This window comes from Mesorhizobium sp. 131-3-5 (genome assembly GCF_016756575.1).
In the GTDB taxonomy this organism is placed as follows: domain Bacteria; phylum Pseudomonadota; class Alphaproteobacteria; order Rhizobiales; family Rhizobiaceae; genus Mesorhizobium; species Mesorhizobium jarvisii.
The window spans coordinates 4,059,503-4,084,247 of sequence record NZ_AP023254.1 but is presented as its reverse complement, the minus strand read 5'-3'; the positions used below and the strand labels follow the sequence as shown (position 1 = coordinate 4,084,247).

The window sequence follows — 24,745 nt, the reverse complement described above, 5'->3', positions numbered from 1 at the left end:
TGCGCCGCTGGCGCAACACGCCAATCGCTAAGGCCACTTTCGCATGCAAGAAGTTTCCGCTAGGTCCCTGCGCATGGAAGCAATGACCAAGGCGGATGTCGACAAGCTCGACAAGGGTCTTGCCGCACATGGCGGCCGGCCCCTGCGTCCGCGCGATGCCGCGACCCTGATTCTTCTCGACCGCAAGGGCGATGAGGTGCTGGTGCTGATGGGGCGCCGTCACGCCGGCCACGCCTTCATGCCCGGAAAATTCGTGTTTCCCGGCGGCCGCACCGATCCGGCCGACAGCCGCATCGCGACGGCCACCGCATTGCATCGCGACGAGGAAGCGAAGCTGCTCGCAGGCCCCGGCCGCACCAGTGCCGCCCGAGCCCGCGCTGTCGCCTTGTCGGCAATCCGCGAGACCTATGAGGAAGCCGGTTTGCTCATCGGCGAGAGGGCCGCCTTTGCCACCGACAAGCGCGACTGGCAAGGTTTTGTCGAACACGGCGTAAGGCCTTCGCTCGAAACGCTGCGCTTCATCGCGCGCGCTATCACTCCGCCCAACCGGGTGCGTCGCTTCGATACGCGTTTTTTCAGCGCCTGGCGCAGCGACGTCGCCGTTGAACTGCCAGGGGGCGGCCCGACCAATGAACTCGAGGAACTGGTCTGGCTGCCGCTTGCCAAGGCTAGGGAAGCCGACATACCCGACATCACCCGAATGATCCTGGACGAGCTGGAAAAGCGCCTCGCCCATGATCCGCTGCTGCGTCCGGGCGGCCCCGTGCCGTTCTACCGGCTTGTCCGCAACCGCTTCACCCGCGAACTTCTGTAGGGCAATTCCAGGAAGAGTGTGACGCGGTTTTCCGTCCGGAATTGCGTAAGATCAACGAGACAGAGTATTCAGCATCCCATGACGGTCGATACCCAACCACAGGGCGACGAACGCGTACACTGGCTGCCAATGGTGGCGGCGATCTCGTCGATCAGCGTCGTCGGCATCGCCATTGGCCTCGGCATGCCACTGCTCAGCGTCATCCTGGAAACGCGCGGCCACTCGGCTTCGATGATCGGCCTCAACACCGCCGTCGCCGGCCTGGCCTCGATCGCCGGCGCGCCGCTGGCGACGCCGCTCGCCATGCGCTTTGGCGTCGCCTGGACGATGATCGCCATGATCGCCACCGGCGCGCTGGCCTTCGTCGGCTTCCATTTCGCGCCCAATTTCTGGATGTGGTTCCCGCTGCGCATCGTGCTGCATATCGCGTTGACGGTGCTGTTCATCCTGTCGGAATTCTGGATCAGCACATCGGCACCGCCGCACCGGCGCGGCCTTGTTCTTGGCATCTACGCCACCGTCCTGTCGCTCGGTTTTGCCGCCGGACCATGGCTGTTCGCGCATCTCGGCAGCTCCGGCTTCAGGCCGTTCGGCGTCATCATCGCTCTGGTGACACTGGCCGCGATACCGGTGCTGGCCGCGCGCAACGAAAGCCCCTCCATCGTCGCCGATGGCGAAACCAGCAATTTCCTGCGCTACATCTGGCTGGTGCCGACCGCGACGTTTGCCGTGCTGGTGTTCGGCGCGGTCGAGACCGGCGGCTTCGCGCTGTTCCCGGTCTATGGCAACCGCATCGGCTATTCCGAAGCCGACGCCGCATTGCTGCTGACCATGATCGGGTTGGGCAATGTGCTCCTGCAGATCCCGATCGGCATGATCAGCGACCGCGTTTCGGACCGGCGCTATCTGCTGCTCGCCTGCGCCACGGTTGGCCTTGCCGGCACGCTGTTCATGCCCTTCTTTGCGGCGAACTGGCACTTGATGGCAGCGCTTTTGTTCGTCTGGGGCGGTGTCGTCGCGGCCATGTATACGATCGGCCTCGCCCATCTCGGTTCGCAGCTCTCCGGCCACGAACTGGCGTCGGCCAACGCGGCCTTCGTGCTGTGCTACGGTGTCGGCATGGTGCTTGGCCCACAGGCGATCGGCATCGGCATGGACAGTTTCGGGCCTTCCGGCTTCGGCTGGTCGCTTGGCCTCTTCTTCGGCGCCTACATCGCCCTGGTCTGCTTCAGGCTGGTACGCAAGATCCTTTTGTAGCGTCGGGGATAGCGATTCTGTTCCCGCACGCGGCAGGCTGCTGACAGAACCATGTCAGCAGCCGCGCGGTAAAAGAGTGTCCCTAAAACATCGGTAGTTGAGGACACTCCCATGATCGACAGCGGCTTTGAAACCACATCCCTGCGAATGACGCTTCTGCTGCTTGTGACCTTCCAGGCACCGGCGGCGGATATCGACCGGATCATGGACGCGGTGGTTGCGATCGCCCCGCTGGCGATGGGCAAATATGACCGCAACGCCTATCAGTCGGCGCACGGCATCGAGCGTTACAGGCCGCTTGAAGGGGCCGCGGCCGGCGCCGAGACCGAATTGCGCCGCCGCCCGGGCACGGTCGAGGTGTCATTCGAATTGCCTGATGACCAGGCATTGGCCAGCCGTGTCGTCGAGGCGATTTTCCAGGCCCATTCCTATCAGGAGCCGGTGATCCGCATCCAGCCGATCCTCGCCAGCCGCTCCAAGGGGCTGGACGACCGTGCCAATCCGAATCGCTGGTGGAACACCACTGGAGACTGGAAAAAGATTGCGGCGCCGGAGAAAGAAACCGCGTGATTTGAGGTCATGGGGCAGTTCCAGTAGGGCGGAAAAGCTCGGCCGGGCTTGACTTTCCAGGCACGTTCTTTATGTGTCGCGCCAAGTTTCCCGCGTCCGGGTGTTTTCCCGTGCTCCAGCGGCCAAAACCCCACGAACAAACGGACTGATACCATGGCCAAAGCCGCAAACATCAAGATCAAGCTTCTGTCGACCGCCGACACCGGTTTCTTCTACGTGACCAGCAAGAACAGCCGTACCAAGACCGACAAGCTGTCGTTCCGCAAGTACGACCCGGTCGCCAAGAAGCACGTCGAATTCAAGGAAACCAAGATCAAGTAATCTGGGTTTTCCCTTTGCGAACAAAAACGCCGCCCATCGGGCGGCGTTTTCGTATCTAAGTCACTGTTTTTGTTAAGATAAGTGACGGCCAGCATAACGCGTCGGGTAGCCAATATGGCTAAACCACGAGACGCTATTCCTTAAATTGCCGATTCATCTATTAGTAATCCCTAAACTAAGTGGGAGGACGATGCGGCGTTGGGTTGGCTAGTGGGTGTTGCGATGCAAAGCGATTTTGCAGCGGCGCGCGAGCTGTTGGAATGCGCACAAAACCGCCTGTGCGGCGAGGACGAAACAAGTCAGAGGATCCGCGCCAGGCTAGATGTGATGATCGAAGAAATAGCGGCTGCGGAATTTCAGAAGTCGCCTCTGACGATCGTGCCTTTCCCGAGAAGTCGGCCGCCGAAGTAGCGCAACAAATAGCCCGCACGATACGCGGGTTTGGCGGCACGAAAAACCCCGCTTCTCCTTTCGAAGCGACGGAGCCTCGTAAATCTGGTGAAGCAGCGTACCTGCCCCCGGCAATTGCAGCGCACCGACTGCCGAAGCTGCGGGCTGGGTTCCCTCAACCCCACCCGAAAGCTCCTTCAGCCGATGCGATCGCCGCTTTTCGGATCGAAGAGATGCAGCGCCGCCGGATCGGCCGCCAGCCGCACGGTGTCGCCGGGCTTCACGCCGGCCCGCCCCATGGCAAAGACGCAGAGCTGCTGGTTAGCCAGTTTGACGTAGAACTGCGTCGAAAGCCCGAGCGGCTCCACCACCACCACCTCGCCCCGCAGCGCGCCGTCATCGGCCAGCCTTATATGTTCGGGCCGCAGGCCGATGGTGATCGCGTCGCCATCCTTGAGCGGCAGGCCATCCGGCAGCCGCAGCTTCTGGCCATCGGAAAGCACCGCGTCCACCTTTCCGGCCTTCTCCACGGTTGCCGGCAGGAAATTCATGCCCGGGGAACCGATGAAACCGGCAACGAACATGTTGGCCGGCCGATCATAGAGATCGAGCGGCGCGCCGACCTGCTGGATCAGCCCATCATGCATGACGACGATCCGGTCGGCCATGGTCATCGCTTCGATCTGGTCGTGGGTGACGTAGACCGAGGTGGTCTTCAACTGCTGGTGCAGCGCCTTGATTTCGGCACGCATATGCACGCGCAGCTTGGCGTCGAGGTTGGACAGCGGCTCGTCGAACAGGAACACCTTGGGGTCACGCACGATGGCGCGGCCCATGGCAACGCGCTGGCGCTGGCCGCCCGACAATTGCCGCGGCAAGCGTTGCAGGAACGTGTCGAGCCCGAGCCGCTTGGCTGCGCCATCCACCCTTGCATCGATCGTGGACTTCTGCGCCTTCTTCAGGAGCAGGCTGAAGCCCATGTTCTTCGACACATCCATGTGCGGGTAGAGCGCGTAGGACTGGAACACCATGGCGATATCGCGGTCCTTGGGTGCCACATCATTGACCAGCCGCTCGCCGATACGGATCTCGCCGCCTGAAGCCTCCTCCAGCCCGGCGATCATGCGCAAAAGCGTGGACTTGCCGCAGCCGGACGGCCCGACCAGGACGACGAACTCGCCGTCGGCGATTTCAAGATCGACCGCGTGCAGGACGCGGACGGCGCCATAATCCTTGCGGACTTTTTCGAGCGTAACAGAGGCCATCGATCTATCCTTTGACGGCGCCGGCGGTCAGGCCGGTGACGAGATAGCGTTGCAGGAAGGCGAAGAAGATACAGACCGGGATCAGCGCCAGGATGGACGCCGCCATCATCTGCCCCCAGTCGACGGCGAACTTGCCGATGAAGGTGAGCAGGCCGACGGCGAAGGTCTTCTGGTCGTCGCTGGAGATCAGCATCAGTGCGAACAAAAGCTCGCTCCAGGCGGCGGTGAAGACGAAGCCGAGCGTCGCGCCCATGCCGGGCAGCGTCAGCGGCACGATCACCTTGCGCATCGCCTGCGCACGCGTGCAGCCGTCGATCATGGCGGCCTCTTCCAGATCCTTCGGGATGCCGTCGAAGAAGGACTGCATAAGGAAGGTGGCGAAGGCGGTGTTGAAGGCGGTGTAGATGATGATCAGCCCCGTCAGGCTGTTGATCAGGCCGATCTGCCCCATCACGCGGTAGATCGGCGGAATGACCATCACCAGCGGGAAGGTCTGGGTCAAAAGCAGCATCAAGGCCAGCGCCGCCTTGCCGCGAAAGGTGAAGCGCGACATGGCGTAGCCGGCAAGCGTGGCGATGATTGTCACCAAGGCCGCCGTCGACACCGAGACGATGACGCTATTGAGGAAATAGCGCGGGAAATCGGTGGCCTCGAGCACGGTGACGAAGTTCTGCAGCGTCATGTGCGACGGCCAGAAGGTGATGCCTTCGGAATAGAGCAGCCGTTCCGGCGTGACTGATATCTTCAGCGTCCAGTAGATCGGGAACAGGGCGAAGACCACATAGGCTGCGATTGCCGCGTAAAGACCGACGCCGCCGAAGAACCGTTGTGAGGTTGAGCGTCCCGCGATCATCAGACGTGCCTCACCAGGGAGCGGCGGATGCCGATCAGCGCGATCGCATAGGCAATCAGCAGGACGAGCAGCAGCACGGCCACCGCCGAGGCATAGCCCTTGTCCAGCGATTTGAAGGCGCTGACATAGATGTAGACCGGTACCGTGTTGGTCGAGCCGGCCGGTCCGCCTTCGGTCATGACGAAGATGAGGTCGGCGAAGGTGGCGATCCAGATGGTGCGCAGCATCACAGTGATGGCAATCGTCGGCGCCAGGAACGGCAGCGTCACCTTGGTGAAGCGCTGCCAGGGCGAAGCGCCGTCGATCGCCGCCGCCTCGTGCAGTTCCGACGGGATGGACTTCAGCGCCGCCAGCAGCGTGATGGCGAAGAACGGAATGCCGAACCAGACATTGGCGACGATCGGCCCCCACATCGCCGTGGCAGGATCGGAGAGCACATTGGTCGGTTCCGCCTTCAGCCCCAGCGCGAACAACCAGTGCGGCAGTGGCCCGATGATCGGATTGAACAGCCAGGCCCAGGTCAGGCCCGATAGGAAGGATGGCACCGCCCAGGGCAGGAACACCAGCGCCTGCACCGCCTTGCGGCCGCGGAACGGCTTGTCGAGCAGCAGCGCCAGGCCAAGGCCGAGGAAGAACTGGAAGAACAGGCTGGCAGCCGTCCACCACAGTGTGTTGACCAGCGCCTGGCCCAGCACCTGGTCCGACAGCATCGCCTGATACTGGCCAAGCCCGACATATTCCGACTTGAAGGCCGAGAATTTGCGGAAGGAATAGCTGATGCCGATGACCAGCGGCACCAAAAGCACCACGACCAGCAGGATGATCGCCGGACTGAGATAGAGCCAGGGCTCGATGGCGGCGTGCGACAGCCGCTTTCGTCGCGGCTTGCCGGCGGATCGGATTTCGGACACGGCGTAGCTCATCGATTTGGCTCTACGGTGGAGGATGGGTGCCAGGAGGCAAAACAGCGTCCTTCTTCCCGTTCGGCGGGGAGAAGATGCAGGCAGGCAGATGAGGGCGGCGCGAACCTGTCGACGTATGGCGCCGCCCCTCATCCGTTACTTCGTGACACCTTCTCCCCGTAAAACGGGGAGAAGGAGGAGGCATCATTTCTTGTTCTTTGCCAGCCAGTCCTGCTGTTCCTTGGTCAGGAAGGCGGCCCACTGGTCGGCGACGTCCTTCGCGGTCTTTTGGCCAAGCAGCACTTCCTGGAAATTCTTGATCGCCACCTGGTCGACGAAATTGCCGAGGTTTTCCAGATGCGTCGGCGGCGTCACCATTTCATATTTGGAGGTGTCGCTGAGCTCGGTGAACCAGCCCTTGAACTGTTCGGTCTTGAAATGCGGATCCTGGTCGGCGCCGTTGTGGATCGGCACCACGCCGACTTCCTTGGCCCATTCGAGATTGTCCTTGGGCGACAGAAGCGTCGACATCAGCTTCCAGGCATCGTCCTTGTGCTGCGAATTGGCGAACATCGCCCAGCCGGCATAGCCGAGCGTCGGATAGGACTTGCCGCTCGGACCGACCGGCAGTGGTGCCACGGCGAAGTCGTCGGCGCTCATCTTGTCGGCGATGCCGAGCAGCGCGTCCGGATCCTGGTTGAGCATGGCGCACGTGCCGGAATAGAAACCGGTGACGGTTTCGTTGAAGCCCCAGCTCACCGCATCCTTCGGCGCCAGGCCTTCCTTGTACATGTCGGCAAGCATCTGTAGGCCCTTGACCGAGCCCTCCTCATTGATGGTCGAAGTGCCGTCCTCGTTGAAGTATCCGCCCTTGCCCTGGGCGATATTCATGAACATGTGCATGCCGTTGAAGGCGCCGGGTCCGCCGCGCAGGCAGTAGCCGTATTTGCCCGGAATGGCGGAGATCTTCTTGGAGTCGGCGACGAACTCGTCGAGCGTCGCCGGCGGGCCGTCGAGGCCGGCTTGCTTGAACAGCTTCTTGTTCCAGAACAGCGCATTCACATAGTAGCCGTAGGGGATCATGAACTGGGTGTTGTTGACGGTCGAGCCGAACTGCTTGGCGCGCTCGCCCAGCGTCTTGGCGTCGTCCCATTTGGCCATGTAGGGACCGAGATCCTCGAGCTGGGCATTGTTGGCATAGAGGCCCATCCAGCGTTCCGGCATCTCGACCACATCGGGCGTGTCGCCGGCCTGCACCATGGTCAGGAACTTTTCGAAGGCCTGGCCCCAGGGCAGCGAGATCAGCTCGACCTTGACGCCGGGATTTGCGGCCTCGAACTCGGCGATCTGCTTTTTCAGGAATTCGGTGCGCGGCGGGCTGGTGATGACTTCGACCATCTTCAGGGTCGAATCGGCCAGCGCGCTCCCGGCGGAAATCGCCAGCCCCGCAACGGTGGCAAGCATGACGGTCAGTTTTTTCATGTTCAAGACTCCCATTTTGAACCCGTTTGTTATTTTCTGGCTTTTTCGAAGGCCTGAGCGACGTCGGCCCAGAGGTCTTCGACACTTTCCAATCCGACATTGAAGCGGATGGTTCGGGGGCTGACGCCGAAGCGCGCCATCGAATTCAGTCCCGGCGTCTGCTCCAGCGACGCCTTGGCCGGCACGACCAGGCTTTCGTGCCCGCCCCAGCTGACGCCGATGCGGAAATATTTCAGCGCGTCGACAAAGACCGGGATGTCGATATCGTCCGTCACCTCGAAGGAGAACAGTCCGGCATAGCCGGCCAACGTCGCCTTGCCGGGATGGTTCGAATAGGCGGGATGGTTGACGCGCTCGACATGGGCATGCGCCTTCAGCCGTTCGGCGATGGTGAGGCCGCTCTTCATGTGGTGCGGCAGGCGCAGCGGCAGCGTGCGCAGGCCGCGCAGCAGCAACCAGGCCTCGAATGGCGACAGCTTGCCGCCGAGATAGGAATAGGTCTGCTCGTTGATATGCTTGATATGAGCGGCCGAGCCCGCCACCACGCCGGCGACCGTGTCGCTGTGGCCGCCGAGATATTTCGAGGCCGAATGCAGCACCAGGTCGACGCCGTGCGAGATCGGCTTCTGGAACACCGGCGTTGCCCAGGAATTGTCGATCGTGGTGACGATGCCCTGCTCTTTCGCCAGCCGGGTCAAATGCGCGATGTCCTGGAGTTCGAAGATCATCGAGGTCGGGCTCTCCAGGTAGAGCAGCTTGGCGCCCGGAAGTGCCGCCGCCACCGCATCCGGGTCGGAGCCGTCGACATAGTCGACCTTGATGTTGAGCCGCGGCAAAAGCCGCTCGAACAGCCGGTAGGCATCGCCGTAGCAATTGCGCACCGCCACGATTCGCTCGCCCGCTCCGACAAAGGCAAGCACGGTGGCGCTGATGGCCGCCATGCCGCTGGAAAAGCCGCGCGCGGCCTCGGCGCCCTCGAGTGCGGCCACGCGCGCCTCGAACTCCATCACCGTCGGATTGTCACCGCGCGAATAGATCGGCTGCTTTCGTTTGCCGGCAAAGGTATCGGCCATTTCGGCATAGCTGGCGAAGGTGAACAGCGAGGTCTGGTAGATCGGCGGCACCACCGCGCCACCCGGGAACGGCTCGTCATGCGCCAAAAGCGTCGCCGCCTCGGCGAGATAGTCGTGATCGAAACCGGTCGGATGCTCGTTCATGTCTGGCTCGAAAGTTTGAGTTTGGCCGCACCGCGTTTGAGATCGTCCTCGACGGTGGCGATCAGCTTGAGCGCCTCGGCACGGGCGCCTTGCGGGTCGCGCGCGGCAATGCATTCGTAGATGGTGCGGTGATAGGGAAAGCTGGCGTGGCCGAAATCGCGCACGCCGAGCGGATGCTCCCAGAAGCGATGGAACAGTTCGTGCATCGCGGCGATGATCTGCTCGAACAGCGGATTGCCGGATACCCGGTAGATCGCCTGATGGAACTCCCAGTCCTCTTCCGACGACATGCCGTCACGGGTGCGGAAGGCCTGCTCCATGATGTCGAGCTTGCGCTTGATTTCGGCAATGTCCGCGGGGCTCGCGCGTTCGGCACAAAGGGCCGCGGCCTCCGCTTCCAGCGCGCGGCGAATTTCAAGCGTATGCATCAGGCTGGTGAAGTCGTTGCCGCCTGCCAGCGTCAGCGGCATGTGCAGCATGTCGGGCGAAACAGCCGCCTTGAGGTAGGTGCCGCTGCCTTGCCGGCGCTCAACCAGGCCAAGCCCCTCCCACCGCGTCAGCGCCTCGCGCACCGTGTTGCGGCTGACCTTCAGCCGCTCGGCCAGGATGCGTTCGGTCGGAAGCCGGTCGCCGGGTTGCAAGGCCTCGGCGCGAACAAAACCCACCAACGCCTTCAGCACGGCGTCATCGCGCGCCGTCGTCTGAATGGGTGGCAGGCTGTTCTGGTCCACAAATCCTCCTGAATTCAAGTGGTCCAATGGTCCAACCAATTTCTGCACAGATAAAACCTCCTGTCAATCGATTGTCAGGAGAACTGTCGGCTTTTGCCTTGTCGCAAGCTGCCACGCGATGCGCTTCAGGACATTGCGTGGACCCGCCTCCATCTTATCCGCTAACTGGCGGGCGGCCCGAACCAGGTGGTCAGCGCCTCGGCCAACCCCTGTTGGGTTCCGACCCCAACCCAGGCCACATAGCCATCGGGCCGGATCAAAACGGCGGCGGGCGCGGCGACCGTCCCGAGAACCGGCAGCTCCCAGGGGCCGTCATATCCAGCCTCGATCTGCCGGACCCGATCCGCCCAGGGCGCAATGTCCAGCCTGCCTGGTTCGCCCAGGTTGAGAAGCACCGGCCGGGCGTCATGAAGCAAGCGGAAGACCCGCACTGGACCGCTGGCCGTGGCCAGGTCGAGGTCGGGCATTCGCCGCCCAAGCAGTGGATGTCCCACACCGAGATCGTAGTGGATGCCCAGACCGGACATCTCCGCGGCGATCCGTTTGCGCGGCTCATCCATGCCAAGCAGCTCGACAAAAGTGTCGTTCAATGCCTTGGTGCTGGCATCAATACGACGAAGCGCAACCTGTGCCTTCGCGTTGCGCAGGACGCGAGCGGCGATCGGATGACGCTCGGTGTGATAGCTGTCGAGAAGGCTCTCCGGTGATATCAGCTTGACCACCTGGGCCAGCTTCCACCCCAGATTGACCGCGTCCTGCACGCCGATGTTGAGCCCCTGCCCGCCCATCGGAGGATGGATGTGCGCGGCGTCGCCGGCCAGCAGGACACGTCTGTCGCGGTAGGCGGCGGCCTGCCGTGTCACGTCGGTAAAGCGGGAGATCCAGGTCGGATTGTGGACCCCGTAATCCGTGCCATAGACTGCGACAAGCGCCTCGCTGAGATCGGCCAGCGTCGGTTCGCCGCCGATGGTCAACTGCCTCTCGGTCAACACGACACCCACCCGGCCGCTTTCCTCGATCTTGCCTATCGCATGAATTCCGTAGGCGTCGCTGCGAAAGCCCAATGCCGGCTCCCCAGACATTTCGACCTCGGCGATCATCCAACTCATCGTCGGATCCCATCCGGGGAACTCAATGCCCGCCGCCTTGCGGATCGTGCTGCGCCCTCCGTCGCAGCCGACGAGGTATTTCGCCCGCAACCGTTGGCCACCGGACAGCTCCACGTCGACGCCGCCATCCTCCTGCGCGAAACCAGTGACGTCCTGTCCGCGATGGATCGGCACCCCCAACTCGTTGATCCAGTCGGCCAATATCCGCTCTATGTTGTTTTGACGCAGCGCCAGCAGGTAGTTGTGCCGGCTGGGAAAGTCGCTGATATCCAAACGGATCATGTGGAAGCCGACGGTCGGGAAGCTCTGCCCCTGCGAGACAAACCGGTCGGCGATTCCGCGCTGATCGAGAATTTCGATGGTACGCGCGTGCAGGCCGCCCGCGCGCAACCCGATCAGCTGCTGGTCCAGCCGCCGCTCGACAATGGCCACATCGATCCCTGCCAGCGCGAGTTCCCCCGCCAGCATCAATCCTGACGGGCCGCCCCCGGCGATCACCACCGCATGCTCTGAAATCATTGATCGCCACTCCCGTTTTCGCGCCTGATCTGCGGGGGTTTTTACGGGAGGAGCCGGGTCTTGCCGCAAGCCCCTTGTGCGCCATATGTATGAATGGAAGGGGCGCTCTCCCGCGCGGGTCGCTTTGGCTGGCCGACAGCCGCGGATCGAAGACGGAGCCCGGATTGCTCACAGGCAAAAAAATCAGAGTCCTTCGTGCCTTGGCACGAAGTTCTGATGTTCTGTTTGGAGAAAGGGGGCCGGTCGGCGTTTGGCAGCGGTACGAGGAGGCCACTATGTGCCAGCGCCGGCCGGCCGACCCCACGGACCCAGGAGATGCGGCGGACCTGAGCATCATGGGGTATTTCTAGGGATCGAGCCGGTTGTCTACTCTCGTGCCGGCTTCGTCTTGGCCTTCACATTTACGCAAGAGCTTATGAAAATCAACAGTTTCTTAACCAAGGCTCGCGAATCGCTTGGATTAAGGTAAATAGCTAACCTTGTTGGATTGACCGTGGAATCGGTCGCGGATGCTCACGCCGCCTTGGCTACAACGCGGTTGCGGCCACCGCTCTTGGCTTCGTAGAGCGCGAGATCGGCGCGCTTCATCAGCGCCGCCACCGTATCCACGCCCTTCAGCACCGACGACACGCCGACGCTGACGGTAACCTCGATCGTCTTGCCGTCGGCGCCGATGGCGAAAGGCTTCTGGGCGATTTCGGCGCGGATGCGTTCGGCCACTTTCTCGGCAACGGCGCCATCGGTGTCGGGCATCACCACGACGAACTCCTCGCCACCGAACCGGCACGCAAGGTCGATACCCCTGACATTCTTGCGCAGCCGCCGCGCGAATTCCCGCAGCACCTCGTCGCCGCCATCATGGCCATACGCATCATTGATCGACTTGAAACGGTCGAGATCGGTGATCATCACCGACAGCGGCCGGCGCCGCGCCACGGCGCGGTCGAACAGCGTCTGCAGATGGCTGTCGAGGTAGCGGCGGTTGTGCAGCCCGGTCAGGCCGTCGGTCACCGCCATCTCGATGGTCTGGGTGACACTGGCGCGCAATTGGTCGTTGTAGCGCTTGCGGCGCACCTGGGTGCGCAGCCGCGCCGTCAGCTCCTGCTGGTCGATCGGCCGCATCAGATAATCGTTGATGCCGAGTTCGAGACCGCGGATGATACGCTCCTCCTCGCCCTCTTCCGCCAAAAGGATGATCGGCACGAAACGGGTGCGGTCGAGCGAGCGCAATTGTGAGCAGAGCCGCAGCGGATCGAAATCGGCGAAGGCCGTCGCGATCATCACGCATTCATAGGACGTCTCGGCGGCTTGAAAGAACCCGGCATGCGGGTCGCCGATAACATCGAGGTCGGCACGGTCGAGCAGCATTTTCTGGATGCGCTCGACAGACGATTTGCGCTCGTCGATCAACAGCACTTTCGGCGCCGTGTCCTCGGACGCGAAATTGCGGCTGAGCAGCTCTTCGATGCCGATATTGCGCGTCGTCGAGGCCCGTAGCCTGAGTTCGTCTGTGAGAGACTTCAACCGGACCAGGCTCTTGACCCGCGTCATCAGCTGCAGGTCGTTAACCGGCTTGGTCAGGAAATCGTCGGCGCCGGCCTCGAGCCCGCGCACGCGGTCGGAAACCTGGTCGAGCGCGGTGATCATCACCACCGGGATGTGCGACGTCGCGGGATCGCTCTTCAGCCTACGGCAGACCTCGAACCCGTCCATGTCGGGCATCATCACGTCGAGCAGCACGACATCGACCTTGCCGTTTTCACAGGTCTCGATGGCGTCAGGCCCGTTGGTGGCCGTCAGCACCTCGAAATATTCGGCCAGCAGCCGGACCTCCAGCAGCCTCACATTGGCAGGGATGTCGTCGACGACGAGGATCCGCGCGGTCATTTCACAAGGCTCCGGCTCGGCTGGAAAGGGACATCAGGCATCGCCCAGGTAAGATTTGATGGTTTCGATGAAACGAGGCACCGAGATCGGCTTCGAAATATAGGCCTCGCAGCCGCCCTGGCGGATGCGTTCCTCATCGCCTTTCATGGCGAAGGCGGTCACGGCGATGACCGGAATGACGTGCAGATCGTCATCTTCCTTCAGCCATTTGGTCACTTCCAGCCCCGACACCTCGGGCAGCTGGATGTCCATAAGGATGAGATCCGGCCGGTGCTGACGTGCCAGGTCGAGCGCCTCCAGACCATTGCGGGTGCGCACCGTCTCGTAACCGCTCGCTTCGATGAGGTCCCGAAAGAGCTTCATGTTGAGCTCATTGTCCTCGACGATCATAACCTTCTTAGGCATCGACATCCCGTCCCGGCCGTCCTTCCGCTCGAAGGTGGCCGTCATGCGCTCCCGGTTGAACGCACCAAACCCTGCTTCACTATACGGCAATATGATTGACGAAACGGAAACCTCCGGGCTGCAAAGCAGCGCGAATTCCACCTCGCCTCGCTGCGCGTCCAAACGGCGCGCGGCGCTGTAAAGGCTTGCCGCAAGCAAATCTTGCCATTACTGCGGAAGAGACTCATTCCACGTACCGAAGGTAGTGATGGCAAACGCGGCGTCAATGCGCGAAGAGGCTGAAACCATTGCCGTGAAGGCGCTGGGCTTCGTCGCCTCTGATCCGGAGCTGTTGCCGCGCTTTCTGGCGATCACCGGCATAGAGGCGCATTCGATCCGCAAGGCCGCCGGCGAGCCGGGCTTTTTGGCTGGCGTGCTGCAGTTTATCCTTGCCCATGAGCCGACCCTGATGCGCTTTGCCGAGGAAACCGGTACGCCGCCGGCCGCCGTCGGCAAGGCGTTGCGCGCACTGCCGCTCGGCGACGACAACCACGAGCTTTCCATATGAGCGATGATCCCGAGACCGCGCGCCAGATCGAGGAACTGTCAGCGGACGACCGGCCGCTGCTGGTGCTCGACGTCGACGACGTCGTGCTCGAATTCATTCGCCCCTTCCCGCATTTCTTGAAGTCGCGCGGCTATGGCCTGACGCTGGCGTCCTTCCGGCTGACCGGCAACATTGCCGAAACGGCCAGCGGCCGTCTGATCGAACAGCCAGAAGTGACGGCACTTCTGGGCGATTTCTTCGACACCCAGGCCGATTGGCAAAGCATAACCGACGGCGCCGCGGAAACCTTGGCAAGGCTTGGCAACCGCGCGGAAATCATAATGCTGACGGCCATGCCGCACCGGCATCGTGCCGTGCGCCGCGCGCATCTCGACGCGCTCGGGCTGAGCTATCCGCTGCTGACCACCGAGATGGCCAAGGGACCGGCAGTGGCCAGGCTGCGCGGCAAGAGTGGCCGGCCTGTGGTCTTCGTCGACGACCAGCCGCACAATCTGGCGTCTGTGCGCGAATCCGTCGCCGACGCCAGTCTCTTCCACCTGATGGCCGACAATTCGCTGCGCGCCTTCCTGCCGCCGGTCCCGGACGATGTCATCGTCGTCCAGGACTGGCACGAAGCCGGGCCGAGGATCGCCGGCGCGCTGGGGCTCTAAACGTCAGACGCAATCTCAGGAAAAGCGCCATGCGCTTTTCCCGGAATTGCAGAAAAGCCGAACCCTCAAGGATTCAGCTTCGCACCGGCTCCGCCATTGTCGCTGCCGCCACCATTGGCGCCATCGCCATTGTCGCCGCCGCTGCTGTCGTCCGCGCCGTCACCGTCGCCGACGCTGTCGTCCACCGCCGGATCGGCGGGCTTCAGCATGACGCCGTTGACGGTGACCGAGCCGTCGGCCTTGGTGCTGACGGCCCATTCCAGCCGGCCGTCCGGCAGCGTCTTGGCAAAACCCTTGACCATGAGAGCGACAGGCACATACTGCCCGACCTCCGGCTCCGCCTTTGCCGCTTCCTGCAGATGCGCCATGATCTTGTCGAAGCCGGCGACATCGACAGTGAGATTTGCGTCGGGTTTCTGCCCGAAGCTCGTCATCTCGCCTTCCAGCGCGATCTCCATGTCCTTGTTCTTCACAACGCTGTGGCCGATGACGACCTTCGGCGCCTTGGCCAGGAAGTCGGCCTTGAGCTGGTCGCCAAACTCGGCCGACAGCGGCGGATCCTGATTGAGATCAAAGGCTTCGATCGCCTTCTTCGCCATGCTGTCGAGATCGATATTGGCACCGCCGAAGTTCAGGTCGATATCGGTGGGCAGCAACGCAACGCTCCAGCTAGGCAAAAGCTGCTGCGGCACGGTCAGCCCCGATGCCTTGATGCCGTAGGTGACCTTGCCGCTCTGAGAAACGCCGTCACTGCCGAACGCGGTGCTGAGCTGGGTTGCGCCGAAAGTACCAATCGGGCTGTCGACTGCGAAATCCTTGAAGCCATAGGTGCCGTCGATGCGCTCCCACACCGGAAGCGCTGCGCGCAGAAGCGACTTGAGCTCCGCCTGGTTTGCCTTCAGCGTCTTCTCGTCCTCATTGGCCACGGCAAATGCCAGGAGGTCGAGCAGCGGCCTCGTCTGCACGCCCTTGCCGCTGGCTTCTACCGACAATTCCGGCGACTTGATGGTGACCGGGAAATTCAGCCCGTTCTCGGGATCCTCCAGTTTGATCGCCTCGGCGAAATTCGAAATTTTTTGCGACATCGTGAAATCGACGCCGCCATTGGCAGCCTTGGTGGCGGCGATCGTCGCGGTGCCGGCACCCGTGCTGGCCTCCATCTGCTGCTTGGCATCCTTCGAGGCCATCGTCATGCCGGCCAACGAACTGGCGCCGCTGATGAAGGCCGCCAGATTGGGATCATAGACGCCGGAACCCTTGCCGTCCTTGATCGAAAACTGCGTGCTTTGCAGCCCCTCGGGCCCGTTGAACTCGAAAGATCCGCTTTGCGAAAAATCCATCGAGACATCCCAGGTCCCGTCGCTGCGCGGCTTCACCAGCACGGCGTAGGGCGCGAAGTCCAATTTCACCTTTCCCTGCTCGGGAAACGTCGCGGCAAGCGCCTTGATGTCCAACGTGACCTTGTAGGCGTCGCCTTCGACCGAAACCTTCAGGATGCCCTTGTCGAGCGCCTGTTTGCCGACATAGCGGGACAGGTCATCGGACAATTGCTTCGCGCCCTTGCTGTCGACGGTCTGGCCGAAGGCGGGCGCGCTGAGCAGAAGCGCGGTAAAGGCAATTGGCAACATACGGTTCACGGGAAGTCTCCGTTCGATCGAAAGACAAAAATCGTTTCGTGCTTCTGGTAGGGAAATACCATCACAACTGCAAGATGATGACGGTCAGGCAATCGGCTTCAGCACCAGCCGCATCAGCGGGCGGCCCGCCTTGCGTTCCACCAGCCTCTCGAACCCTGCTTTCTCGAACACCCCCGACGAGCCGACGAACAGGCCGATCGAGCGCGAATCGCGTGACAGGTCGATCGGGCAGGCCTCGACAAGCCGTGCGCCGTTGCTGCGGGCGAAATCGATGCCGCCTTCGACGAGGCGATGCGTGATGCCCCGGCCCCGCGCCTTGGCGCGGATGAAAAAGCAGGAGATCGCCCACACGGCCGGATCGGAAGCGTCGGCGGGATCAATCGGCGCCGAGCCCCTGCCCTTGTTGTTCCATTCGGGCACGTCGGCGCGCGGTCCGATCTGCATCCAGCCAACCGCCTTCCCATCCTCGAAGGCCAGCAGGCCGGGCGGCGGGCCGGCTTCGATGCGCGCCTTGATGTGGTCCTTGTTGCGTTCGCGGCTGCTCTCGCGCCGCGCCGCCGGCGCCAGCCGGAAATGCGTGCACCAGCAGCCGTAACAGGCGCCCTGTTTGCCGAAAAGGTCCTCGAAATCAGGCCAGAGCTCAGGCGCCAGCGGTACTATGGTCGTGCTCATACGGTTCTCCCCAGGCCAAGCTTGTCGCTGACCCTGCACTGTCGTACCATTGCCTCTGTTCTCTTTATGTTCGCAGTGATGGCGGCCCCTGTCAACAATCCCGATTACGGTTTTTGCCGTGACTGCCTGACGTTTCAGCGCGGTGAAACGCGCCGCTGCGAGCGCTGCGGCAGCCCTCGCCTTGCCCGTCATCCCGAGCTTTACCGGCTGCATCTCGCACATATCGATTGCGACGCCTTCTATGCGGCGATCGAAAAGCGCGACAACCCGCCGCTCAAGGACAAGCCGCTGATCATTGGCGGCGGCAAGCGCGGGGTCGTCTCCACCGCTTGCTACATCGCCCGCATCCGGGGCGTGCGCTCCGCCATGCCGATGTTCAAGGCGCTCGAGGCCTGCCCCGAGGCGGTCGTGATCCCGCCCAACATGGAAAAATATGTACGTGTCGGCCGCGAGGTGCGCGCCATGATGCAGGCGCTGACGCCTCTGGTCGAGCCGCTTTCGATCGACGAGGCGTTTCTCGACCTCGCCGGCACCGAACGGCTGCACGGCCTGCCGCCGGCCGTGGTGCTGGCGCGCTTCGCACTGGCCGTCGAGAAGGAGATCGGCATCACCGTTTCCGCGGGCCTATCCTATTGCAAGTTCCTCGCCAAGATGGCGTCGGACTTCCGCAAGCCGCGCGGCTTTTCGGTCATCGGCGAGGCCGAGGCAGTCGGCTTCCTGGCGACGCAGCCGGTGACCATGATCTGGGGCGTCGGCAAGGCGTTCAACGCCACGCTGGAACGCGACGGCATCCGCACCATCGGCCAGCTTCAGACGATGGAGCGTGGCGACCTGATGCGCCGCTACGGCGTGATGGGCGACCGGCTTTACCGGCTTTCGCGTGGCGAGGACGTTCGCCGCGTCGACCCCGACCAGGACGCCAAGAGCGTATCGGCCGAAACCACCTTCGACACCGACATCGCGTCGCTGGACGAACTGGTCTCGGTGCTGAGAGGGCTTTCGGAAAAGGTCTCGGCGCGGTTGAAAAAGTCAGGCATTGCCGGACGCACCGTGGTGCTGAAGCTGAAGACGCAGGATTTCAAGCTGCGCACGCGCAACCGCCAGCTCGGCGACCCGACCCGGCTCGCCGACCGTATCTTTCAGACCGGGGTGGAGCTTCTTCGCAAGGAAACGGACGGAACGAAATTTCGATTGCTCGGCATCGGCGTCAGCGACCTCTCCGACGACGACAAGGCCGACCCACCGGATCTGGTCGACGTCCAGTCGCGCAAGCGCGCCATGGCGGAGGGCGCCATCGATGCGCTGCGCGACAAGTTCGGCCGCAAGGCGGTGGAAACCGGCTATACGTTCGGCAAAGGACGCGATGCCCATCCGCCGGAGCCGCTTGAAGACTGAGCCTGGATACCGGATGTGTTGCGATTCAGGTCAGACCGTCAGGTGCGCGTCAGATCGATCCTGCTCGTCACCACGTTCTTGCCGGTTGTCGGATCGGTGTCGGTGACCGTCAGCCGGATGCCATTCTCGCCTCGCTTCTCGACCGTCATCCGCGCCTTGCGATCACCATTGACCTCCTGGGCCCAGCGGATGCCAAGATTGATCGCGTTGCCCGAACGGCTGCCGTTCAGCTGTGCCGGCCCGGTGCGCGACCCAACATAGACGCCGCTGTATTTCGCGCCGGTGACGTTCAACTTGGCGCTGATGGCACGTGTCACCAAGACGAGACCGCGGCAACTGCCATCCAGCGAGAGCGAGGTTGAGGTCGCGTTCGACTTGAAGCTGCAGGAAACACTGACGTTCGGCACATCCGTGGTGACCTGTACAGTGCCCTTGCCGGCAAAATTACCCTTGAACGACTGGAGAAACTTGGTCTCATCGGCGTGTGCCGTGCCTGCCGCGACCAAAAGACAGCCAGCAAGCGCAAATTGCGCGAATGGTCTCATCGAAACTCTCCTGTCGATGCTGAAAGGCAAGATGCCCTGCGAAGCTCGGCTGAATATCGGGACTCAACGCCCACTGGCCTATCGGGTTCCGCTCGCAACATGCCCGTTTTGCAACATCACGCCGCTGCAACTGGCCCAGGCGAATGGAGCGGCTAGCGGTTGCGGCAAAAGCCCCGGCCTGCGAGATAGCTGCCATGGCACCCACCCCCTCGATCCCCAAGGCCGCGTTCTGGATGGCGCTGTCGATCAGCTCTTTCCTGGCTATGTCGGTCGCCGGCCGCGCCACCACGGCCGAACTCAACGTCTTCCAGGTGCTGGAACTGCGCTCGGTGATCGGCTTCTTCATCCTCTTGCCGCTGGTGCTGGCGAGCGGCGGCTTCGCGGCAATGCGCACGCAGCGTCCCCTCGCCCATATCGCGCGCAACGTCGTCCACTATACCGGCCAGGCGGCATGGCTCTACGCCTTGACCCTGATCCCGCTGGCGGTGCTGATCTCGATCGAATTCACCACGCCGATCTGGACGGCGATCCTGGCGGTGACGTTTCTCGGCGAAAGGCTAAGCCGGCCGAAACTGGCGGCGGTCGTGCTCGGCCTGATCGGCGTGGTGGTCATCGTCCGTCCAGGCGTCAACGCGGTTGATCCCGGACATCTGGTCGTGCTGGGCGCCGCGGTCTGTTTCGGCATATCGCTGGTCCTGGTCAAATCGCTGACGCGCACCGACAGCGTCGTGCGCATCATCTTCTGGATGCTGATCATCCAGTCGGCGCTCGGCCTCATCCCCGCCGTCTACGTGTGGCGCACGCCATCGCTTGAACTGTGGCCCTGGATCCTGCTGATCGCCTTCACCGGCATGTCGTCACATTTCTGCATGGCCCGCGCGCTCACCTATGCCGACGCCACCGTCATTTCGCCAATGGATTTTCTGCGGGTGCCCTTGTCGGCGCTGGTCGGCTGGCTGCTTTACAAGGAGCAGATCGACGCCTTCACCGCCGGTGGCGCTCTCCTGATCCTGATGGGCAATCTGCTCAACCTGCAGCGCAAACCGGTGCAGCCGGCTGAAGTGGCGGCATCGTAGCAGTCAGCCAGTCAGTCGCCTTCGTTCGGTATGTTGAGGACGTGCCCGCAGGCCTTGCAGTGCACGGCATCCGGCTCATGCCGCTGCAGCCCGCATTGCGGACAGGGAAAGAACACCTTGGCCGGCCGGAAGATCGCCTGCGCCAGCCTGACAAACAGCGATATGCCGATGATCATGGTGACGATCGCCGTCAGCTTGCCGGCCATTCCCGGCAGCACGATGTCGCCGAAGCCGGTCGTCGTCACGGTGGCGACGGTAAAATAAAGCGCATCGATGTAGTTTTCCAGCCCGGCGCCGTTTCGGAAGAAGAAGGTGTAGACGAAGCCGGTGATGACGAACAGAAACGTCAAGAGGTTGATGACCGCATTGCTTGCCTCGCGCCAGGGCCTCAGCCCACGCATCTCGAAATGCCGCCAGATCGAACCGCTGCGCGACAGCGACCACAGCCGCAGGATGCGCAGGAAACCGAGATTGGCGAGCGCCGTCGGCATCAGCAGCGTCAACAGGATGAAGACATCCACCCAGGAGGTCGGCTGCTTCATCAGGCGCAGCATGTCGTTGGAAGCCAGCAGCCTGGCAATCAGATCGGCGCCGACCAGCGCCGCCACCGCATAATCCAGCCACAGGAACGAGGCCGAATGCTGGATGACGGGTGTCGCGATGAAGAAGGCGATGATGGCGAGATCGATGACGATTGCCGCAACCTGAAAGCGGAAGGCAGCCGGCGTGCGCCCATGATAGAGCCTGCGCAGCATGTCGCGCAGCCGCGCCATCGCGGAACGATCCTGTGATGCTCGCCTGTCAGCGGCCTTCATGCCGATCGCGATGACATGGGCGGCATGCGCCGATGCCTGCCAAGCGCGGCGATCACACCAGTTCCACTTCGACCACGCCGGGCACGGCGCGCATCGCCGAGGCGATCTGCGGCGAGACGCGGTAGCCGCCCTGCAAAGCGATCTCGACCTCGCCCTGGGCCTCTTCCTTGATTACGATGATGCTCACCTGGCTTTCACCGCGCTGGGTGAGCTGGGACTGGATTATCGAGGCGGGTCCATCGTTCCTGACGAATATGCGCAGCGCCTTCTGGATACGGCTTGCCTCCTCCTCCAGCGATTGCACGGAGTTGATGCGCAAATTGACGCCCTCGGGCCGGTCCTCGGCCGCGACGGTGATCACGACGGAGCGGCCGGCTTCCAGCAAGTCACGGTACTGCGCCAACGCTTCGGAAAACAGCACGGCCTCGTACTGGCCGGAAGTATCGGAAAAGGCCACAACGCCCATCTTGTTGCCGGTGCGCGTCTTGCGCTCCTGTTTGCTGGTCACCGTGCCTGCCAGGCGGCCGGCAGAAGCGCCGCGCTTGACGGCGGCCGAGAACTCCCCCCAGTTCTGCACCCGCATCTTCTGCAAGGCCGCCTTGTATTCGTCGAGCGGATGGGCCGAGAGATAGAAACCGACGACCTGGAATTCGCGGTGCAGCCGGTCGGCGGCGAGCCATGGGTCCGTCGCCGGCAGGTTCAACGCCTGCGACTGAGCGCCGAGTGAGGCGCCGAAAATATCGGCCTGGCCGGAAACGGCGTTCTGCTGGGCAAGTGACGCCAATCCCATCATCCGTTCGACGCCAGCCATCATCTGGGCGCGGTCATGGCCGAAGCAGTCGAGCGCGCCGGCCATGATCAGGCTTTCGAAGACGCGCTTGCCGACGATCTTGGGATCGACCCGCTCGCAGAAATCCGCGAGATTCTTGAACGGCTTTTCGCCCCGCACGGCAACGATGTGCTCGACCGCCGCGTCGCCGACGCCCTTGAGTGCGGCCATCGAATAATAGATGCGGTTCTCGCCGACCTCGAAAGGCCGAAAACTCGTCATCACCGACGGCGCCAGAACCTCGATGCCGAGGCGCAGCGCGTCCTGGCGGAAGTCGGCGAGCTTGTCGGTATTGCCCATATCGAGCGTCATCGATGCGGCCAGGAACTCGACCGGATAATGCGCCTTGAGATAGGCGGTCTGGTACGAGACCACGGCGTAGGCGGCTGCGTGCGACTTGTTGAAACCGTAGTCGGCGAACTTGGCCAGCAGGTCGAAAATAAAGTCGGCTTGCGGCTTGCTGACACCGCGCTCGACCGCACCCGAGACAAAGCGCTCGCGCTGCTTGTCCATCTCGGCGCGGATCTTCTTGCCCATGGCGCGGCGCAGAAGGTCGGCCTCGCCGAGCGAATAGCCGGACAGCTCCTGCGCAATCTGCATCACCTGTTCCTGGTAGACGATGACGCCTTGCGTCTCCTTCACCAGATGGTCGATCTTGGGATGGATCGAGGCCATCTCCTCCTCGCCATGCTTTCTGGCATTGTAGGTCGGGATGTTCTCCATCGGGCCTGGCCGGTAGAGGGCGACGAGCGCGATGATGTCCTCGATGCAGTCGGGCCGCATGCCTATCAGCGCCTTGCGCATGCCGGCACTTTCCACCTGGAACACGCCGACCACCTCGCCGCGCGACAGCATGGCGTAGGTCTCGGGGTCGTCGAGCGGGATCGTCGCCAAGTCGATGTCGATACCGCGCCGGCGGATCAGCTTGACCGCCGTCTCCAGCACGGTCAGCGTCTTCAGGCCGAGGAAGTCGAACTTCACCAGCCCGGCCTGCTCGACATATTTCATGTTGAACTGGGTGACCGGCATGTCCGAGCGCGGATCGCGGTACATCGGCACCAGTTCCGACAAAGGCCGGTCGCCGATCACGATGCCGGCGGCGTGCGTGGAAGCGTGGCGGTAAAGACCTTCCAGCTTCTGAGCCATGTCGAGCAGCGTCTGGACGATTGGCTCCTTCTCAGCCTCTTCGGCAAAGCGCGGCTCATTGGCAATGGCGTCCGCCAGCTTGACCGGATTGGCCGGGTTCTGCGGCACCATTTTGGACAGCTTGTCGACCTGGCCATAGGGCATCTGCAGCACGCGGCCGACATCGCGCAGCACGGCGCGGGCCTGCAGTGTACCGAAGGTGATGATCTGGCCGACCTGGTCGCGGCCGTATTTCTGCTGGACGTAGCGGATCACCTCTTCGCGGCGATCCTGGCAGAAGTCGATGTCGAAGTCGGGCATCGACACGCGGTCGGGATTGAGGAAGCGCTCGAACAGCAGCGAGAAGCGCAGCGGATCGATGTCGGTGATGGTCGTCGAATAGGCGACCAGCGACCCGGCCCCCGAACCACGGCCCGGCCCAACCGGAATGCCTTGCGCCTTGGCCCATTTGATGAAGTCGGCAACGATCAGGAAGTAGCCGGGGAATTTCATCTTCTCGATGATGCCGAGCTCGAATTCCAGCCGTTCGCGATACTGCTCGACCGTGTAGCCCGGAGTCGGTCCGTGCAGGGCGAGCCGTGCGTCGAGCCCCTCACGCGCCTGGCGGGCGAGCTCCGCGGCCTCGGCCTTTTCGGCCGCATCCTTGTCGGAGGCATCGCCGCCAGTGAAGCGTGGCAGGATCGGGCTGCGGGTTTTCGGATAATAGGAACAGCGCTGGGCGATCTCGACCGTATTGTCGATCGCTTCCGGCAGGTCGGCGAACAGCTTTGCCATGTCGGCCTGGCTGCGCAGGAAATTGTCCGGCGACAACCGGCGGCGGGTATCGACAGCGACGACGGAGCCCTCGGCGATGGCGATCAGCGCGTCATGCGCCTCATAATCGTCGCGTGAAGAGAAAAACGCCTCGTTGGTGGCGACAAGCGGAAGTTCGTGCGCATAGGCGAGATCGATCGTCTGATGTTCGATGACCCGGTCATAGCCCGCGACCCGGTCCAATTCGACATAGAGCCGGTCGCCGAACATCGCCTTGAGCGTCAAAAGCCGAACCTCGGCCAGATCGCGGCGATCCTCCTTCAAGGCGTTGCCGATCGGGCCGCGTGGCCCGCCGCTGAGGCAGATCAGCCCATCGGCCTTTCCCTCCAGCATCTCGGTCGTCAGATGCACTGCCTCGCCGGGCGGTGTTTCCAGATAGACGCGGCTGACCAGCCTGACCAGGTTGGAATAACCGGCTTCGGTCGCGGCGAGCAGAACGACCGGCCGCATTTCCGGGCCTTGCCGCCGGCGATCCCGCTGGCCGTCGCTGTTTTCGCCGGAAAAGGCGAGCGCGATCTGGCAGCCGATGATCGGTTGGATGCCCTCCTTCACCGCCTTCTGCGCGAATTCGAGCGCGCCGAACAGATTGTTGGTGTCGGTGACGGCGATCGCCGGCGCCTCGTCCTTCACGGCATGGCCGACGATCTTGCCGAGTTGGAGCGCGCCCTCGAGCAGCGAATAGGCCGAATGGACGCGCAGATGCACGAACGGCCGCGCCGGCACCTCCGGCCGCGCCGCTGCTATCGCGGCTTCGCGCTTCAGGGGGTCGCGTGGGAGTTTGTCATCCGCCATGATTTCTCGCGCTGTCGAAGGCCTTGAGTCGATGGAGATGTATTGTCCGGGACAGGGCGATACCAGTCCAGCACAAACGACCGCCAATCACAGGCTTGCCGAATGC

At 62.8% G+C, this 24,745-nt stretch carries 22 protein-coding genes; 8 read left to right on the top strand and 14 right to left on the bottom strand.

Features of this window, described 5'->3' with window-relative positions:
• The first annotated feature begins 73 nt into the window (after positions 1-73).
• The 4 genes from JG747_RS19895 to rpmG all read left to right on the top strand — a co-directional run bounded on the left by JG747_RS19895 (position 74) and on the right by rpmG (position 2,962).
• Positions 74-814 carry an NUDIX hydrolase gene (locus JG747_RS19895; protein ID WP_038647029.1) on the top strand — a complete coding sequence of 247 codons (741 nt, stop codon included), beginning with the start codon at positions 74-76 and terminating at the stop codon, positions 812-814.
• 78 nt (positions 815-892) lie between these two features.
• Complete coding sequence (locus JG747_RS19890) at positions 893-2,071, top strand: MFS transporter (protein WP_010909702.1); 1,179 nt, start codon at positions 893-895, stop codon at positions 2,069-2,071.
• A gap of 111 nt (positions 2,072-2,182) precedes the next feature.
• A complete protein-coding gene (locus tag JG747_RS19885; RefSeq protein WP_038647032.1) occupies positions 2,183-2,641 on the top strand; it encodes a hypothetical protein in 459 nt (152 codons plus the stop codon).
• Positions 2,642-2,794: 153 nt separating this feature from the next.
• Positions 2,795-2,962 carry a 50S ribosomal protein L33 gene (rpmG, locus tag JG747_RS19880; RefSeq protein WP_006201775.1) on the top strand — a complete coding sequence of 56 codons (168 nt, stop codon included), beginning with the start codon at positions 2,795-2,797 and terminating at the stop codon, positions 2,960-2,962.
• A 587-nt stretch (positions 2,963-3,549) separates the two neighbouring features.
• Here the strand turns inward: rpmG and JG747_RS19875 are convergent.
• From JG747_RS19875 to JG747_RS19835, 9 genes are all read right to left on the bottom strand, one after another.
• Positions 3,550-4,617, bottom strand: coding sequence for an ABC transporter ATP-binding protein (locus JG747_RS19875; protein WP_019858390.1), 1,068 nt, complete (start codon positions 4,615-4,617; stop codon positions 3,550-3,552).
• 4 nt (positions 4,618-4,621) lie between these two features.
• Positions 4,622-5,470, bottom strand: coding sequence for a carbohydrate ABC transporter permease (locus JG747_RS19870; protein ID WP_038647036.1), 849 nt, complete (start codon positions 5,468-5,470; stop codon positions 4,622-4,624).
• A complete protein-coding gene (locus JG747_RS19865; protein WP_202359871.1) occupies positions 5,470-6,393 on the bottom strand; it encodes a carbohydrate ABC transporter permease in 924 nt (307 codons plus the stop codon). Before JG747_RS19865 ends, JG747_RS19870 begins: the two co-directional genes overlap by 1 nt.
• Before the next feature lie 183 nt (positions 6,394-6,576).
• Positions 6,577-7,854, bottom strand: coding sequence for an ABC transporter substrate-binding protein (locus JG747_RS19860; RefSeq protein WP_038647038.1), 1,278 nt, complete (start codon positions 7,852-7,854; stop codon positions 6,577-6,579).
• A gap of 29 nt (positions 7,855-7,883) precedes the next feature.
• The gene (locus tag JG747_RS19855; protein WP_069092257.1) at positions 7,884-9,071 is read right to left on the bottom strand and encodes a PLP-dependent transferase; all 1,188 of its coding nucleotides are present in this window, start codon (positions 9,069-9,071) and stop codon (positions 7,884-7,886) included.
• The gene (locus JG747_RS19850) at positions 9,068-9,802 is read right to left on the bottom strand and encodes a FadR/GntR family transcriptional regulator (RefSeq protein WP_027046881.1); all 735 of its coding nucleotides are present in this window, start codon (positions 9,800-9,802) and stop codon (positions 9,068-9,070) included. Before JG747_RS19850 ends, JG747_RS19855 begins: the two co-directional genes overlap by 4 nt.
• Positions 9,803-9,963: 161 nt before the next feature.
• Positions 9,964-11,430: an FAD-dependent monooxygenase gene (locus tag JG747_RS19845; RefSeq protein WP_202359870.1), complete on the bottom strand. Its 1,467-nt coding sequence runs from the start codon at positions 11,428-11,430 to the stop codon at positions 9,964-9,966.
• A 513-nt stretch (positions 11,431-11,943) separates the two neighbouring features.
• Entirely contained in the window at positions 11,944-13,317 is a 1,374-nt protein-coding gene (locus tag JG747_RS19840) for a PleD family two-component system response regulator (protein ID WP_064984260.1), read from the bottom strand.
• 33 nt (positions 13,318-13,350) lie between these two features.
• Entirely contained in the window at positions 13,351-13,722 is a 372-nt protein-coding gene (locus tag JG747_RS19835; RefSeq protein ID WP_006334976.1) for a response regulator, read from the bottom strand.
• A 247-nt stretch (positions 13,723-13,969) separates the two neighbouring features.
• Between JG747_RS19835 and JG747_RS19830 the strand changes: the two genes are divergently transcribed.
• Both JG747_RS19830 and JG747_RS19825 read left to right on the top strand, forming a co-directional pair.
• Positions 13,970-14,269 (top strand): DUF3572 domain-containing protein, encoded by a 300-nt coding sequence (locus JG747_RS19830; protein WP_027046883.1) that lies wholly within the window; start codon positions 13,970-13,972, stop codon positions 14,267-14,269.
• Complete coding sequence (locus JG747_RS19825; protein ID WP_019858401.1) at positions 14,266-14,919, top strand: hypothetical protein; 654 nt, start codon at positions 14,266-14,268, stop codon at positions 14,917-14,919. The genes JG747_RS19830 and JG747_RS19825 overlap by 4 nt, the downstream gene beginning before the upstream one ends.
• Before the next feature lie 65 nt (positions 14,920-14,984).
• Here JG747_RS19825 and JG747_RS19820 read toward each other — a convergent pair whose 3' ends face one another.
• Entirely contained in the window at positions 14,985-16,547 is a 1,563-nt protein-coding gene (locus JG747_RS19820; protein ID WP_244748440.1) for a hypothetical protein, read from the bottom strand.
• Positions 16,548-16,640: 93 nt separating this feature from the next.
• Positions 16,641-17,228: a GNAT family N-acetyltransferase gene (locus JG747_RS19815; protein ID WP_019858404.1), complete on the bottom strand. Its 588-nt coding sequence runs from the start codon at positions 17,226-17,228 to the stop codon at positions 16,641-16,643.
• Positions 17,229-17,294: 66 nt separating this feature from the next.
• On the opposite strand from JG747_RS19815, the gene JG747_RS19810 reads away from it, so the two are divergent.
• The gene (locus JG747_RS19810; RefSeq protein WP_202359868.1) at positions 17,295-18,623 is read left to right on the top strand and encodes a DNA polymerase IV; all 1,329 of its coding nucleotides are present in this window, start codon (positions 17,295-17,297) and stop codon (positions 18,621-18,623) included.
• A 38-nt stretch (positions 18,624-18,661) separates the two neighbouring features.
• Here the strand turns inward: JG747_RS19810 and JG747_RS19805 are convergent, their stop codons facing one another.
• On the bottom strand, positions 18,662-19,168 hold the full coding sequence (locus JG747_RS19805) for a hypothetical protein (protein ID WP_019858407.1): 507 nt from the start codon (positions 19,166-19,168) through the stop codon (positions 18,662-18,664).
• Positions 19,169-19,362: 194 nt separating this feature from the next.
• Between JG747_RS19805 and JG747_RS19800 the strand changes: the two genes are divergently transcribed.
• Positions 19,363-20,244 (top strand): DMT family transporter, encoded by an 882-nt coding sequence (locus tag JG747_RS19800; protein ID WP_064984357.1) that lies wholly within the window; start codon positions 19,363-19,365, stop codon positions 20,242-20,244.
• 11 nt (positions 20,245-20,255) lie between these two features.
• Here JG747_RS19800 and JG747_RS19795 read toward each other — a convergent pair whose 3' ends face one another.
• Positions 20,256-21,059, bottom strand: a complete 804-nt coding sequence (locus tag JG747_RS19795) for an ion channel (protein ID WP_019858410.1) — start codon at positions 21,057-21,059, stop codon at positions 20,256-20,258.
• 52 nt (positions 21,060-21,111) lie between these two features.
• Positions 21,112-24,639: a DNA polymerase III subunit alpha gene (dnaE, locus tag JG747_RS19790; RefSeq protein ID WP_202359867.1), complete on the bottom strand. Its 3,528-nt coding sequence runs from the start codon at positions 24,637-24,639 to the stop codon at positions 21,112-21,114.
• Between the last annotated feature and the right edge of the window lie 106 nt (positions 24,640-24,745).

What these genes read in the sequence shown, in the direction of transcription:
- JG747_RS19815 (WP_019858404.1), bottom strand. Translation starts at nt 17,228, where the DNA reads ATGAGCACGACCATAGTACCGCTGGCGCCTGAGCTCTGGCCTGATTTC.
- JG747_RS19820 (WP_244748440.1), bottom strand. Translation starts at nt 16,547, where the DNA reads ATGTTGCCAATTGCCTTTACCGCGCTTCTGCTCAGCGCGCCCGCCTTC.
- JG747_RS19805 (WP_019858407.1), bottom strand. Translation starts at nt 19,168, where the DNA reads ATGAGACCATTCGCGCAATTTGCGCTTGCTGGCTGTCTTTTGGTCGCG.
- dnaE (WP_202359867.1), bottom strand. Translation starts at nt 24,639, where the DNA reads ATGGCGGATGACAAACTCCCACGCGACCCCCTGAAGCGCGAAGCCGCG.
- JG747_RS19810 (WP_202359868.1), top strand. Translation starts at nt 17,295, where the DNA reads ATGTTCGCAGTGATGGCGGCCCCTGTCAACAATCCCGATTACGGTTTT.
- JG747_RS19865 (WP_202359871.1), bottom strand. Translation starts at nt 6,393, where the DNA reads ATGAGCTACGCCGTGTCCGAAATCCGATCCGCCGGCAAGCCGCGACGA.
- JG747_RS19855 (WP_069092257.1), bottom strand. Translation starts at nt 9,071, where the DNA reads ATGAACGAGCATCCGACCGGTTTCGATCACGACTATCTCGCCGAGGCG.
- JG747_RS19875 (WP_019858390.1), bottom strand. Translation starts at nt 4,617, where the DNA reads ATGGCCTCTGTTACGCTCGAAAAAGTCCGCAAGGATTATGGCGCCGTC.
- JG747_RS19860 (WP_038647038.1), bottom strand. Translation starts at nt 7,854, where the DNA reads ATGAAAAAACTGACCGTCATGCTTGCCACCGTTGCGGGGCTGGCGATT.
- JG747_RS19845 (WP_202359870.1), bottom strand. Translation starts at nt 11,430, where the DNA reads ATGATTTCAGAGCATGCGGTGGTGATCGCCGGGGGCGGCCCGTCAGGA.
- JG747_RS19835 (WP_006334976.1), bottom strand. Translation starts at nt 13,722, where the DNA reads ATGCCTAAGAAGGTTATGATCGTCGAGGACAATGAGCTCAACATGAAG.
- JG747_RS19830 (WP_027046883.1), top strand. Translation starts at nt 13,970, where the DNA reads ATGGCAAACGCGGCGTCAATGCGCGAAGAGGCTGAAACCATTGCCGTG.
- JG747_RS19870 (WP_038647036.1), bottom strand. Translation starts at nt 5,470, where the DNA reads ATGATCGCGGGACGCTCAACCTCACAACGGTTCTTCGGCGGCGTCGGT.
- JG747_RS19825 (WP_019858401.1), top strand. Translation starts at nt 14,266, where the DNA reads ATGAGCGATGATCCCGAGACCGCGCGCCAGATCGAGGAACTGTCAGCG.
- JG747_RS19890 (WP_010909702.1), top strand. Translation starts at nt 893, where the DNA reads ATGACGGTCGATACCCAACCACAGGGCGACGAACGCGTACACTGGCTG.
- JG747_RS19885 (WP_038647032.1), top strand. Translation starts at nt 2,183, where the DNA reads ATGATCGACAGCGGCTTTGAAACCACATCCCTGCGAATGACGCTTCTG.
- JG747_RS19800 (WP_064984357.1), top strand. Translation starts at nt 19,363, where the DNA reads ATGGCACCCACCCCCTCGATCCCCAAGGCCGCGTTCTGGATGGCGCTG.
- rpmG (WP_006201775.1), top strand. Translation starts at nt 2,795, where the DNA reads ATGGCCAAAGCCGCAAACATCAAGATCAAGCTTCTGTCGACCGCCGAC.
- JG747_RS19795 (WP_019858410.1), bottom strand. Translation starts at nt 21,059, where the DNA reads ATGAAGGCCGCTGACAGGCGAGCATCACAGGATCGTTCCGCGATGGCG.
- JG747_RS19840 (WP_064984260.1), bottom strand. Translation starts at nt 13,317, where the DNA reads ATGACCGCGCGGATCCTCGTCGTCGACGACATCCCTGCCAATGTGAGG.
- JG747_RS19895 (WP_038647029.1), top strand. Translation starts at nt 74, where the DNA reads ATGGAAGCAATGACCAAGGCGGATGTCGACAAGCTCGACAAGGGTCTT.